Source organism: Paraburkholderia sp. RAU2J, assembly GCF_003634845.1.
Lineage (GTDB): Bacteria > Pseudomonadota > Gammaproteobacteria > Burkholderiales > Burkholderiaceae > Paraburkholderia > Paraburkholderia fynbosensis.
In genome coordinates this window covers 1,876,004-1,889,532 of the sequence record NZ_RBXG01000001.1, presented here as the reverse complement: position 1 = coordinate 1,889,532, position 13,529 = coordinate 1,876,004, and the positions used below count along the sequence as shown (strand labels likewise).

The 13,529-nt window shown below is 63.5% G+C and carries 11 protein-coding genes; all 11 read right to left on the bottom strand.

From position 1 onward, the window contains the following. Positions 1–102: 102 nt before the first annotated feature. Positions 103–1,902 (bottom strand): aspartate--tRNA ligase, encoded by a 1,800-nt coding sequence (aspS, locus tag B0G69_RS08745; RefSeq protein WP_121316515.1) that lies wholly within the window; start codon positions 1,900–1,902, stop codon positions 103–105. 76 nt (positions 1,903–1,978) lie between these two features. Then, complete coding sequence (locus tag B0G69_RS08740; protein ID WP_121316514.1) at positions 1,979–2,632, bottom strand: DUF502 domain-containing protein; 654 nt, start codon at positions 2,630–2,632, stop codon at positions 1,979–1,981. Between the two features lie 75 nt (positions 2,633–2,707). Continuing rightward, a complete protein-coding gene (locus tag B0G69_RS08735) occupies positions 2,708–3,109 on the bottom strand; it encodes a zinc ribbon domain-containing protein (protein WP_121316513.1) in 402 nt (133 codons plus the stop codon). Positions 3,110–3,286: 177 nt separating this feature from the next. After that, positions 3,287–3,910 carry a thiopurine S-methyltransferase gene (locus tag B0G69_RS08730; RefSeq protein WP_121316512.1) on the bottom strand — a complete coding sequence of 208 codons (624 nt, stop codon included), beginning with the start codon at positions 3,908–3,910 and terminating at the stop codon, positions 3,287–3,289. A gap of 53 nt (positions 3,911–3,963) precedes the next feature. Beyond that, positions 3,964–5,541 (bottom strand): ubiquinone biosynthesis regulatory protein kinase UbiB, encoded by a 1,578-nt coding sequence (gene ubiB, locus B0G69_RS08725; RefSeq protein WP_121316511.1) that lies wholly within the window; start codon positions 5,539–5,541, stop codon positions 3,964–3,966. Between the two features lie 15 nt (positions 5,542–5,556). After that, positions 5,557–6,201, bottom strand: a complete 645-nt coding sequence (locus B0G69_RS08720) for an SCP2 sterol-binding domain-containing protein (RefSeq protein ID WP_121316510.1) — start codon at positions 6,199–6,201, stop codon at positions 5,557–5,559. Positions 6,202–6,353: 152 nt separating this feature from the next. Next, positions 6,354–7,343 (bottom strand): TIM44-like domain-containing protein, encoded by a 990-nt coding sequence (locus B0G69_RS08715; RefSeq protein ID WP_121316509.1) that lies wholly within the window; start codon positions 7,341–7,343, stop codon positions 6,354–6,356. A 38-nt stretch (positions 7,344–7,381) separates the two neighbouring features. Then, a complete protein-coding gene (gene ubiE / locus B0G69_RS08710; protein WP_121316508.1) occupies positions 7,382–8,113 on the bottom strand; it encodes a bifunctional demethylmenaquinone methyltransferase/2-methoxy-6-polyprenyl-1,4-benzoquinol methylase UbiE in 732 nt (243 codons plus the stop codon). A gap of 67 nt (positions 8,114–8,180) precedes the next feature. Continuing rightward, positions 8,181–8,594, bottom strand: coding sequence for a DUF971 domain-containing protein (locus B0G69_RS08705; protein WP_121316507.1), 414 nt, complete (start codon positions 8,592–8,594; stop codon positions 8,181–8,183). 87 nt (positions 8,595–8,681) lie between these two features. Further along, positions 8,682–9,110, bottom strand: a complete 429-nt coding sequence (locus B0G69_RS08700; protein WP_121316506.1) for an HIT family protein — start codon at positions 9,108–9,110, stop codon at positions 8,682–8,684. A gap of 34 nt (positions 9,111–9,144) precedes the next feature. Next, positions 9,145–13,239 (bottom strand): FAD/FMN-binding oxidoreductase, encoded by a 4,095-nt coding sequence (locus tag B0G69_RS08695; protein ID WP_121316505.1) that lies wholly within the window; start codon positions 13,237–13,239, stop codon positions 9,145–9,147. Positions 13,240–13,529: the final 290 nt, after the last annotated feature.

Below are 13,529 nucleotides of genomic sequence, written 5' to 3'. Positions count from 1 at the left end.
AGCGGTTGCTTCGACTGTAACGCAAAAAACGAAAAAGGCGCATGCGCGCCTTTTTCGTTTGCTCCTGCTGTCGTTTTCAGACAGCACTCACTTGCACTTGCCTCAAGCCTTAGGTTCAGGCGTACGCAAACGGATGTGCAGCTCGCGCAACTGGCGCTCGTCCACTTCGCTCGGCGCCTGCGTGAGCAGACACTGCGCGCGTTGCGTCTTCGGGAACGCGATCACGTCGCGAATCGAATCGGCGCCGGCCATCATCGTGACGATGCGGTCCAGACCGAACGCGATACCGCCGTGCGGCGGCGCGCCGTATTGCAGCGCGTCGAGCAGGAAGCCGAACTTGGCTTGCGCTTCTTCCGCGTTGATCTTCAATGCGCGGAACACCTTGCTCTGCACTTCTTCACGGTGGATACGCACCGAACCGCCGCCGATTTCCCAGCCGTTCAGCACCATGTCGTAGGCCTTCGCGAGGCAGCGCGCCGGGTCCGTTTCCAGGTACTCGAGGTGCTCGTCCTTCGGGCTCGTGAACGGGTGATGCGCGGCGACGTAGCGGTTGTCTTCCTCGTCGTATTCGAACATCGGGAAGTCGATCACCCACAGCGGCTTCCAGCCGGATTCGACGAGACCGTTGGCCTTGCCGAATTCCGAATGGCCGATCTTCAGACGCAGCGCGCCCAGGCTGTCGTTCACCACCTTCGCGCGATCCGCCGCGAAGAAGATGATGTCGCCGTCTTGCGCGCCGGTGCGCTCGATGATCGCTTTGACCGCTTCGTCATGCAGATTCTTGACGATCGGGCTTTGCAAACCGTCACGGCCCTTCGCCACTTCATTGACCTTGATCCACGCGAGACCCTTCGCACCGTAGATGCGCACGAATTCCGTGTAGCTGTCGATGTCGCCGCGCGAAAGCTCGCCGCCCTTCGGCACGCGGATCGCCGCGACGCGGCCGTCCTTCGTGTTGGCCGGCGTGCTGAACACCTTGAAGTCGACGTCCTTGACCGCGTCCGTCAGGTCGGTGAATTCGAGCTTCACGCGCAGGTCCGGCTTGTCCGAGCCGAAGCGGCGCATCGCTTCCGAATACAGCATGACCGGGAATTTTTCGTCGAGCGAAACGCCGATCGTTTCCTTGAACACGTGACGGATCATCGCTTCGAACAGATCGCGGATTTCCTGCTCCGACAGGAACGAGGTTTCGCAGTCGATCTGCGTGAATTCCGGCTGACGGTCGGCGCGCAGGTCTTCGTCGCGGAAACACTTGACGATCTGGTAGTAGCGATCGAAGTTGGCCACCATCAGCAGCTGCTTGAACAGCTGCGGCGACTGCGGCAGCGCGAAGAACTGGCCCGGGTTCGTACGGGACGGCACGAGGTAGTCGCGCGCGCCTTCGGGCGTGCTCTTCGTGAGCATCGGCGTTTCGATGTCGATGAAGCCTTGTGCGTCGAGGTACTTGCGCACTTCGATCGCGACGCGGTAACGCAGACGCAGGTTGTGCTGCATCTGCGGACGGCGCAGGTCGAGCACGCGGTGGGTGAGACGCGTGGTTTCCGACAGGTTGTCGTCGTCGAGCTGGAACGGCGGCGTGATCGATGCGTTCAGCACGATCAGTTCGTGGCACAGCACTTCGATCTTGCCGCTCTTCAACGCGGCGTTGGTCGTGCCTTCCGGACGGCTGCGCACGACACCCTTGATCTGCAGGCAGAACTCGTTGCGCACGCCTTCGGCGGCCTTGAACATCTCGGCGCGATCCGGGTCGCAGACGACCTGAACGAGCCCTTCGCGATCGCGCAGGTCGATGAAGATGACGCCACCATGGTCGCGGCGGCGGCTCACCCAGCCGCACAGCGAAACGGTTTGGCCCAGCCGTTCTTCGGTCACCAGACCGCAGTATTCAGTTCTCATCGACATGATGTTTGTCTTTCGTTTTGCATTGGTTGAACGGCACGCGGCAGTTTGAAACTGCGTAAAACCTTGCGCACCGGCATTACAGCGGAGGCTCGACTGTCGTGCGGCGCACCGGCGCCGGCGGCGCGGACGGCGCCACGACGCCCATCGAGACGATGTACTTGAGCGCGGCGTCGACCGTCATGTCGAGTTCGATCACTTCGCTCTTGGGCACCATCAGGAAGAAGCCGGACGTCGGGTTCGGCGTAGTCGGCACATAGACGCTGACGTAATCTTCTTTCAGGTGGTTGACCACGTCGCCGCCCGGAATCCCGGTCAGAAACCCGATCGTATAGGAGCCGCGGCGCGGGTATTCGATCAGCAGCGCCTTGCGGAACGCATTACCGCTGCTCGACAGCAAGGTGTCGGACACCTGCTTGACACTGGTGTAAAGCGGGCCGACCACCGGAATGTGAGCGACCAGCAGTTCCCACCACTTCACGAGCTTCTGCCCAATGAAGTTCTGCGTCAACAGCCCGACGACAAAGATGAACGCGAGCGTGAGCACCGCCCCGAGGCCGGGCAGGCGATAGCCGATTGCGCGCTCCGGCTGCCAGGAGGTCGGCAGCAGCAACAGCGTCTGGTCCATCGTGCCGATGATCAGGCCGAGCACCCACAGTGTGATGGCCAGAGGCACCAGCACCAGCAGGCCGGTCAGAAACACCGATTTGAGCGTCGTCTTTTTCGTCGTCATGTGTACCGCCAGAAGACCGCGCGGGCCGAGGCTCAACGCGCGGTGTGTGCGCCGCCGATCAGGGCGGCAGTCCCACTAGGCGCTGCCGGCACCGCTCGAGCTTGCCGAGGCGGCGGGTGCGGCAGCGGGCGCGGCCGGCGTAGCGGCTGCGCTCGATGAACCGGCTGCGGTCGTTCCGTTGGCCGAGCCCGTATCGGATTTGGCGGCGCCGTTACTGGCGGCCACCGTATTCTCGCTCGCGCCGTTCGACGCGCCGTTCGCGTCGGGCGTGGCCGGCGCGCTTATGCCGCCATTGCCGCCGCGGAAATCGGTCACGTACCAGCCGGAGCCCTTCAACTGGAAACCGGCTGCAGTGACCTGTTTGCGAAAGGTGTCTTTCCCGCATTCGGGACACTGCGTCAGCTGAGCGTCGCTCATCTTCTGAAGCACGTCTTTCCCGAAGCCGCATGACTCGCAACGATAAGCGTAGATCGGCATGAACTTTTCCTACTGAAATCTTGTAAACGCTTGCAAAGCCTTGAATTATAGCCGCAAACGATATCCGTTCCGTGGAATTCGGGAACCGATGCTCGACGCGACCGCCGGTACGGTAAATTGGGGCGGCCGCGGTCGAATCAAGTGCGCCGCGCCGTGCCCGGGCACGACGGCGCGCCCTTACGGACGACGGCACCAAGTGAGCCAGCGCTCACGCCCGGCGAAAACGGCAATTGAATCGGTCACGGCTTCGTCTTCGATCAGCTCGAAGTACGGCGTGAGCAGCGCATCGAGTTCAGTGCGCTCGATACCGAACGGCGGCCCCTTGGGCGTCGCGCCGATGAAATAGAAACCGGCAAGCAGCGCGCCGCCGGGCAGCAGCTCGGCCATCCGGCGCGCGTAGTCGGTGCGGCGTACCGGCGGCAGTGCGCAGAGGAACGCGCGCTCGTAAATCCACGCGGGCACAAAGGGCGGTTCATAGGTGAAGAAATCCGCCTGCTCCACCAGTTGCGCGTGTTGCGCGCCCAGTTGCTCGTGCGCCGCCGCGACGGCGGCCGGCGAGAAGTCGATCGCGCGGACCGGGTTGCCCTGCCCGGCGAGCCAGACGGCTTCGTAGGCGCTGCCGCAGCCCGGAATCAGCACCGCGGCGCCGCTGTGCCGCGCGGCGAATGCGCGGAATGCGGCGGGCACGCCCGCTTGATCCCACGGCATGAATCCGCGCTCGAAGCGCTCGTCCCAGAACGCGGGCGAGTTGGGGTCGCGAGTCGAGAAGTCGGGCGCGGCGGGTTGAGTCGGATCGCTCATCGGATGCCTCGCATGGGTTGCGCGCGTTGCATGGGTCGTACGGGTGGTCTCGATTAGCCGCCGTATGCCAGCGCCAGAAACGCCCGCGCCAGCACGGCGCCGACGCCCACCGCCACGCCGAACAGCAATAGCCCTTGCAGCAGCCGGTTGGTGCGCTTCTGCTCGAGCAGGATCTGGCGAATCATGTCGTCGTTCGCGCCGCGCGTGTTGTCGTGCCGCTCGGCGAGCACATGGTGGATCAGGCGCGGCAACTGCGGCAGCGTCTTGCTCCACTGCGGCGCTTCGATCTTCAGGCGCTCGTACCAGCCCCGCACGCCGATCTGCTCGTTCATCCAGCGTTCCAGATAGGGCTTGGCGGTCTTCCACAGGTCCAGTTCCGGATCGAGCGAGCGGCCGAGCCCTTCCACGTTCAGCATGGTTTTTTGCAGCAACACCAGTTGCGGCTGGATTTCGACGTTGAAGCGGCGCGAGGTCGAGAACAGGCGCATCAGCACCTGGCCGAGCGAAATGTCCTTCAGCGCGCGGTCGAAATACGGCTCGCACACCGCGCGGATCGCGCTTTCGAGTTCTTCGACACGGGTCGTCGGCGGCACCCAGCCCGACTCCAGATGCAGCGTGGCGACGCGGTGATAGTCGCGCTTGAAGAACGCGAGGAAGTTCTGCGCGAGATAGTTCTTATCGAAATCCGACAGCGCGCCGATGATCCCGAAGTCCAGCGCGATATAGCGGCCGAAGTGCGCGGGATCGAGACTCACCTGAATGTTGCCCGGGTGCATGTCGGCGTGGAAGAAACCGTCGCGGAACACCTGGGTGAAGAAAATCTCGACGCCTTCGCGCGCCAGCTTCGGAATGTCGATACCCGCCGCGCGCAGCGTCTCGACCTGGCTGATCGGCACGCCGACCATGCGCTCCATCACTAGCACCGTGGGCGTGCAGAACTCCCAATACATTTCCGGCACCAGCAGCAGGTCGTGGCCGACGAAGTTGCGCCGCAACTGGCTGCCGTTGGCCGCCTCGCGCATCAGGTCGAGTTCGTCGTGCAGGTATTTGTCGAATTCGGCGACCACCTCGCGCGGCTTCAAGCGCTTGCCGTCGGCCCACAGCCGCTCGGCCCACACGGCGATGTCACGCAGCAATGCGAGATCGGAGTCGATCACCGGCAGCATGTTCGGGCGCAGCACCTTCACCGCGACCGCCTTGCCCGCATGCTGACCGGCCTTCACCTTCGCGAAGTGCACCTGCGCGATCGACGCGCTCGCCACCGGCACCCGCTCGAAATCGTCGAACAGCACGTCGACCGGCGCGCCGAGCGATTTCTCGACCAGCCCGATCGCCACCGCCGAGTCGAACGGCGGCACCTGATCCTGGAGCTTCGCCAGTTCGTTGGCGATGTCCACCGGCAGCAGATCGCGCCGGGTGGACAGTACCTGGCCGAACTTGACGAAGATCGGCCCGAGGCTTTCGAGTGCGAGCCGCAAGCGCACGCCCGGCGGCGCGTCGAACTTGCGGCCGAGCGTGGTGACACGCAGCAGCAGACGCACGCGCCGGTCGTTGATGCGGCCCAGCATCATCTCATCGAGACCGAAACGGATAACCGTGAAAAATATCTTGAGGAAACGCAGAAAGCGCATAGCTGTGCCCGGTGACTAGCGCGTGCCGCGCGACATGGCGGCGCCGCCCGGCGCATTCGCGCCGCGGGCTTCGACCTTCTGTTCAAGACGCTCGATGCGTTTTTCCACGCGCGCCAACGCGTCGCGCGCGCGGGCCAGTTCGACGTTGAAATCTTCGAGCGCGGCGCGGCGCACCAGTTGCGGATTTTCGTCGAGCAGATACTCGGCGGCCGTATCGAGCAGATTCCGGCCAGTGCGCTGCACATGCTGACCGACCGTGCGCACCACCGACGCAACCCGCCACGCCGGACCGTCACCGATCAGCTTTGCCAGATCTTCTTCGGGCTCCCAGCGCAGATGCTCGGCAAGCTTTGCGATCACGGTAGCGAACTCGGCGTCGCCTTCGATCTTCACGTGCTTCATGACGGCGGCCTGGCCGCCTTGTACGAACGCAGGCAATGCGTCGGACGGCACCGAGACGGTTACGTCGAACTGATGCGTTTCGGTTTCGCCGACCGCGCCCAGATAGCCGTCGGGTTGCACCAGCAGCGTCAATACGACTGGCGGACACGACAGGCGCGCGATCTTGCCGGCGTAGGGGGCGAGGCGCTCACGAGCCCACGATTCGCGGGCGAGCAGATGATTGACAGCAGCAGCGAAGGGCTTGGCGGCGAGGGTCATCGAAAGTGGCAAGAAAAAACCCGCGCGAACGAGGTGCTCGCGCGGGTTCCTATTGTAACGTCCGTTCGCTTCGCGGCCTGCTATGCCAAACGGCCAACGTTATGGGCAAAATCAGGAAGAGCCGCACCGCCCGGCTCTATCCTCCTCACGGTTCAGTGCTGCGCCACCTGCTGGATGCCGGCCAGCAGCCAGCCTTCGCCAGCGCGGTTCGCCTTGGACAGATTCCAGACTTCGACGAACGGCTCGGCGGCCGCGCCCGGGGCTTCGCGAAGCAGGCCGGAGAAGCGCACGCTGGCGAAATATTCGTTCGCGCGCTCTTCGACGCCCAGCAACTCGGCGTTCAGCTGCACCACGTCCGTCTGGTTGGACTCCGTGCCGCGCGAAGCGAGGTCGACGCGCACTTCGGCGAACATTTCCGGCGTGGTGAATTCGCGGATGTCTTCGATGTTGCCGACGTCCCATGCGGCTTGCAGGCGCACGAAGTACACCTTGGCATTACGCAGGAACGCTTCCGAATCGAAGCCGGCGGGCACCACGGGCATCGGGTTGATGGTCGGCGTGCTCAGCGGGTTGCCCTGCGGTTCGAGGTACGAGCCGGTGGGCGGTGCGCTGTAGCGCGGTTCCTGGCTATAGCCGGTGCCGCCCGCGTTCAGCGACGGCGAAGCGCCCGCATATGCCGGTTGCGCCGTATCGCGCTTGCGGCCCATAAAGCGGCGGATCAGCCAGATGACGACCATCGCGATCAACGCGATGATGATGACGTTGGCCATCATGCCGGCAAACGCTTCGCCCATGCCGAAGTGCGACAGCAATGCGGCGATGCCGAGACCGGCGGCGAGACCCGCGATCGGCCCGAGCCAGCGGTTGCGGTTAGGCGTGGCAGGCGGCGTCGGCGTCGGTTGCGTGCGCTGCTGCTGCATGGCCTGATTGCTTTGGGCCGGTTGCGACGGGGTCGCCTGATGCTGCTGCTGAACCGTGTTCGACTGACGGCCGATGCTACGGCCACCGCCCATGCGGCGAGCTTCCGCATCGAGCGAAGCGAGCGAGCCGGCCATGATCAGACCGACCATCGCGATCAGTCCGATTCTTCTCACCAGCGAACGCCCAACCTTACGGGGAGATAACACACCTGAATCGGACATTTTCGTACTTTCCTTTAAAAATCGATGGGTTAGGAACCCTAGTATTTGGTCCCCACATGTAAAGCTACCACGCCAGCTGACAAATTGTAATATTTGACGCCGTCGAGACCCGCTTGTTCCATCATTGTTTTTAAGGTTTCCTGATCCGGATGCATCCGGATCGATTCCGCAAGATACTGATAACTCTCGGCATCTTTGGCAAAGCGCTCACCCAGCCACGGCAGCACCTTAAAAGAATAGACGTCGTAGACCTTTTTGAGCGGATCCCACACCTTCGAAAATTCGAGCACCAGCAGACGGCCCGCCGGCTTCAGCACGCGGCGCATTTCCGCCAGCGCAATATCCTTGTGCGTCATGTTGCGCAAGCCGAATGCCACGGTCACAACATCGAAGTAGTTGTCGGGAAAGGGAATTTTCTCGGCGTCGCAAAGCAGCGCCGGGGTGATGACGCCCTTGTCCAACAGCCGGTCGCGGCCCACGCGCAGCATCGATTCGTTGATGTCGGTGTGCCAGACTTCGCCGGTCTCGCCGGCCTGTTTCGCGAAAGCTTTCGACAGATCGCCCGTGCCGCCCGCGATGTCGAGCACCTTGTAGCCCGGCCGCACGTGCGCCTGGGCGATCGTGAACATCTTCCACGCCCGGTGCAACCCGCCCGACATCAGGTCGTTCATCAAGTCGTAGTTAGCGGCCACCGAGTGGAACACGCCCGCCACCTTCTGCGCTTTTTCCTGTTCGTCGACCGATTGAAAGCCGAAGTGGGTTTTGCTCATCGCGCTCGTCCTTTCGCGTATTCTGAAATGTTGCGCCGCATCGGTGCGGCGATCGGGGCGAATCGTATCAGTGACAGTGGCCGTGCGCAGCGCCGGAGGGCACCATCGGCGTATCGCGCTCGACACCCGCCGCTTGCAGTTTGGCGAGATAGTCGCGCCAGAGTTCATCCTGGCGGACCGCCATGTCGTACAGCAGGTCCCACGAATAGATGCCGGTGGCGTGCCCGTCGGAGAAAGTCGGCTGCAGCGCATAGTTGCCGACGCCTTCGATCGACGTGATCGTGACCTCGCGCTTGCCGGTCTGCAGCGTTTCCTGGCCGGGCCCATGGCCCTGCACTTCCGCCGACGGCGAATACACGCGCAGGAGTTCGAACGGCAGCCGATACGATTCGCCGTTTGCGTACTGCAATTCAAGCACACGCGATTTCGAATGCACGACGACGCCGGTCGGCACGGGAGTTTGGGGGGTCAGTCCGCTCATGATGGACTCGCAAGAAAACGCAGGGCCGCCTCAGGTTTGCGCCCCCGGGAGGGGCTTTGGGCGCGCGACGCGACGGGTTAGGGGCGCTCAGCCAAGAGCTTGTTCGATTTCCTGGCGCACGGCTTCGCGCAGCAAGGTGGCCTGCGCGCGGCGCGACGACAGCATGGCTTCGGAAACCGTGCGCTGGCGCGGCGCCCAGATAGGCAATGGAAAATGAGCGTCGTTCGAAAAACGCGGAATCACGTGCCAGTGCACGTGCGGCACCTGGTTGCCGAGGCTCGCCAGATTCACCTTGACCGGCTGCATGACACGCCGGATCGCGCGCTCGACCGCGTACACGGCCTTCATCACGCGATCGCGGTCGTTCACGGCGAGATCGGAAAACTCGGCCACGTGGGTGTTCCAGATCACCCGGCAAAAGCCCGGGTAATCGGGTTCGTCGGGCAGGACGACACGCAAGGTGTCGTCCTGCCACAGCACATCGCCGCCTTCTTCGCGGCAAAAAACGCAGTCCATCGTCGTCCTCAGGCAAAAATCGTCAGTCGTGCCATTAAACCAGCACGCGCTCGATTCCGCCATTGTTCGCCCGTTGGACGTAATCCGCCATCCAGTCTTCACCCAGCACGTGGCGCGCCATCTCGACGACGATGTAGTCCGCCTCGGTGTTCGCATCTTCGTTGTAGCGCGACAGGCCTTGCAGGCACGACGGGCAGCTCGTGAGGATCTTGACGTCGGTCACGCCGTTCGGCTGCGGACCGTCGCCGGCCTTCAGCACGGAGCCGTTCGGCGCACCCGCCGCACCGGCCGAAGCATTGGCCGGATTGATCGCGTTCGCACCGGCTTCGGCCACGAGCGGAATGCCGCGCAGCTTGGCCGCGCCCTTGCGCATCTCTTCTTCCTTGCGGAAGCGCACCTGTGTCGAAATGTCAGGACGCGTCACCGCGAGTGTGCCGGATTCGCCACAGCAACGATCGTTCTTTTCGATCGTGTAGCCGTCCTTTTCCGAACCCATCAGCTGATTGACCAGCTTGACCGGGTCCATCGTCTTGATCGGCGAGTGGCACGGGTCGTGATACATGTAGCGCACGCCGTTCACGCCTTCGAGCTTGATGCCCTTCTCCAGCAGGAACTCGTGGATGTCGATGATCCGGCAGCCCGGGAAGATCTTCTCGAATTCGTAGCCGGCGAGCTGGTCGTAACACGTGCCGCACGACACCACCACGGTCTTGATGTCGAGGTAGTTCAGCGTATTGGCGACGCGGTGGAACAGCACGCGGTTATCCGTAACGATCTGCTCGGCCTTGTCGTACTGGCCCGAGCCGCGCTGCGGATAGCCGCAGCACAGGTAGCCCGGCGGCAGCACGGTTTGCACGCCCGCTTCCCACAGCATCGCCTGCGTGGCCAGCCCCACCTGCGAGAACAGCCGCTCGGAGCCGCAACCCGGGAAGTAGAACACCGCTTCCGTGTCGGCGGTGGTCGTCTTCGGATTGCGGATGATCGGGACGATCTTGTTGTCCTCGATATCGAGCAGCGCGCGCGCGGTTTTCTTCGGCAGGTTGCCCGGCATCTTCTTGTTCATGAAGTGGATCACCTGCTGCGTGACCGGCGGCTTGCCGACCGTCGCCGGCGGATGCGCCGTCTGCTTCTTCGCGAACTTCTTCAGCACTTCGTTGCCGAGCCGCTGCGCCTTGTAGCCGACGCCCATCATCGCGGTGCGCGCGAGGTTGATGGTCTGCGGGTTGGTCGCGTTCAGGAAGAACATGCCCGCCGCGTTGCCCGGGTTGAATTTCTTCTTGCCCATCTTGCGCAGCAGGTTGCGCATGTTCATGGTCACGTCGCCGAAGTCGATCTTCACCGGACACGGCGTCACGCATTTGTGACAGACCGTGCAGTGATCGGCGACGTCGTTGAACTCGTCCCAGTGCTTGATCGACACGCCGCGGCGCGTCTGCTCTTCATACAGGAACGCCTCGACCAGCAGCGAAGTCGCGAGAATCTTGTTGCGCGGGCTGTACAGCAGGTTCGCGCGCGGCACGTGGGTCGCGCACACCGGCTTGCACTTGCCGCAGCGCAAGCAGTCCTTGATCGACTCGGAAATCGCGCCGATGTCGGACTGCTGCATGATCAGCGATTCGTAGCCCATCAAGCCGAAGCTCGGCGTGTACGCGTTGCGCAGGTCGGCGCCTTCGAGCAGCTTGCCCGCATTGAAACGGCCATGCGGATCGACGCGCTGCTTGTACGCGCGGAATTCGCCGATCTCGTCGTCGGTCAGGAATTCGAGCTTGGTGATGCCGATGCCGTGCTCGCCGGAAATCACGCCGTCGAGCGAACGCGCAAGCTTCATGATGCGTGCGACCGCGGTGTGCGCGTCCTGCAGCATCTCGTAGTTGTCGGAGTTGACCGGCAGATTCGTGTGCACGTTGCCGTCGCCCGCGTGCATGTGCAGCGCGACGAACACACGCCCGCGCAGCACCTGCTTGTGGATCGCCTGGGCTTCGTCGAGGATCGGCTCGAACTCGCCGCCGTTGAAGATCTGCCGCAATTCAGCGCGGATTTCCTGCTTCCACGACACGCGGATCGTGCGGTCCTGGGTGATATGGAACACGGTCGCGTCGGGTTGCTGGTCGGCGCGGTCGGCGAATTTTTCCGCGAGGCCTTCGTAGCCGAGACCGACCAGATAGTGCTGCGCCTCGCGCACCGACAGATCGAGCTTGTCGCGCAGGAACTCCCAGCGCGTGCGCACGCGCGTGAGGAGATCGAGTGCCTGCTGCACGCGGTCTTCGAGCAGTTCGGCGCTGGGGATTTCGTTGGCATCGTCGCTCTTGCCGAGCGGCAGCTTGCCGCCCTTGAAGAACGTTTCGAGCGCGTCGACCAGTTGCAGCTTGTTCTTGATCGACAGCTCGATGTTGATGCGCTCGATGCCGTCGGTGTACTCGCCCATGCGGTCGAGCGGGATCACCACGTCTTCGTTGATCTTGAACGCGTTGGTGTGCTTCGCGATCGCGGCGGTGCGGCTGCGGTCGAGCCAGAAGCGTTTGCGCGCCTCGGCGTTGACCGCGACGAAGCCTTCGCCGCTCTTGCCGTTAGCCATCCGCACGACTTCCGAGGTGGCCTGCGCGACCGCATCCGCGTCGTTGCCGACGATGTCGCCGATCAGCACCATCTTCGGAAACGCATTGCGCTTGCTCTTGGTCGCGTAGCCGACCGCGCGCAGATAGCGCTCGTCCAGATGCTCGAGGCCCGCCAGAATCGCGCCGCCCTGACGCGAAGTCTCGAACAGGTAGTCCTTGATTTCGACGATGCTCGGAATCGCCTCGCGCGCCTGGCCGAAGAATTCGAGGCAGACGGTGCGCGTATGCGCGGGCATCTTGTGCAGCACCCAGCGCGCGGACGTGATGAGGCCATCGCAGCCTTCTTTCTGCACGCCCGGCAGACCGGCGAGGAATTTGTCCGTGACGTCCTTGCCCAGACCTTCCTTGCGGAACACGCGGCCCTTGATGTCGAGCGCTTCGGTACGCAGCAGCTTCTCGCCCGGCGCGTAGTTGCCGTCGAACCACTTGAGCTCGAAGCGCGCGACTTCGATGTCGTGAATCTTGCCCATGTTGTGCTCGAGGCGGGTGACTTCGAGCCAGTTCCCTTCCGGGTCGACCATGCGCCACCAGGCGAGGTTGTCGAGCGCCGTGCCCCACAACACCGCTTTCTTGCCACCCGCGTTCATCGCGACGTTGCCGCCGACGCAGGACGCATCCAGCGAGGTCGGATCGACCGCGAACACGAAGCCGGCTTGCTCGGCCGCTTCCGTCACACGGCGCGTGACGACGCCCGCGCCGGAGAAAATCGTCGCGACCTTGCGGTCGACGCCCGGCAGTTGGGTCATCTCGACCGCGCCGAGCTGTTCGAGCTTTTCCGTATTGATGACGGCCGAGAACGGCGTGAGCGGCACCGCGCCGCCCGTGTAGCCGGTGCCGCCGCCACGCGGAATCACGGTCAGCCCGAGTTCGAAACACGCCTTGATCATGCCGGCGATCTCGGCTTCGGTATCCGGCGTGAGCACGACGAACGGGTACTCGACGCGCCAGTCGGTCGCGTCGGTCACGTGCGATACACGGGACAAACCGTCGAACTTGATGTTGTCCTTTTCCGTGACCTTGCCGAGCACCTTCGTCGCGCGACGGCGCAGATCGTAGGTCTTCTGGAACTCGCTCGCGAAGTCGTCGACCGCGCGGCGCGCGGCCTGGACCAGCGTCTCGACGCGCGCGGCGCGATCCACGCCAGCCTCATCCCCGTGTTCCGTCAGATCGGCGCGGCGGCGCTTCTCGATCTCCGACAAACGGTGATGCAGCGCTTCGATCAACTGCGCGCGGCGCTTCGGATTGTCGAGCAGGTCGTCCTGCAGGTAGGGATTGCGGCGCACGACCCAGATGTCGCCGAGCACTTCGTACAGCATTCGCGCCGAGCGGCCGGTGCGGCGTTCCGCGCGCAGTTCGGCAAGAGCCGCCCACGCGTCATCGCCAAGCAGGCGGATGACGATTTCGCGGTCGGAAAACGACGTGTAGTTATAGGGAATTTCGCGCAGGCGCGCTTCGGGATCGGCGGCCACCGCAGCGGCGGCCCCGTGCGGATCGAAAACTTGAGGTGCGTTCATGTTCGGACGACTCGGTAGATCAACCGGGCGCGCTCTTCGGGAGGCGTCGGCTGACGGTGCGCGTGGGGCGCAATGCCTGAAATCTTTCTATAGGGGAGCGAAGCACGACCGACGGCCTACCCACATCGGTCGCTTCGCGGCGCTCAGATATAACTACACGATCGTGCGTGGCGGACGTGACGCTGCGCCGCGGGACAAGATTCACGCGGGACGGGCATCAAGTGGGCGATCCGAGGCTGCCAGTGCATCTTCCGATCCTTATTCCAAAGTGGAATTCTACCGCATGATTC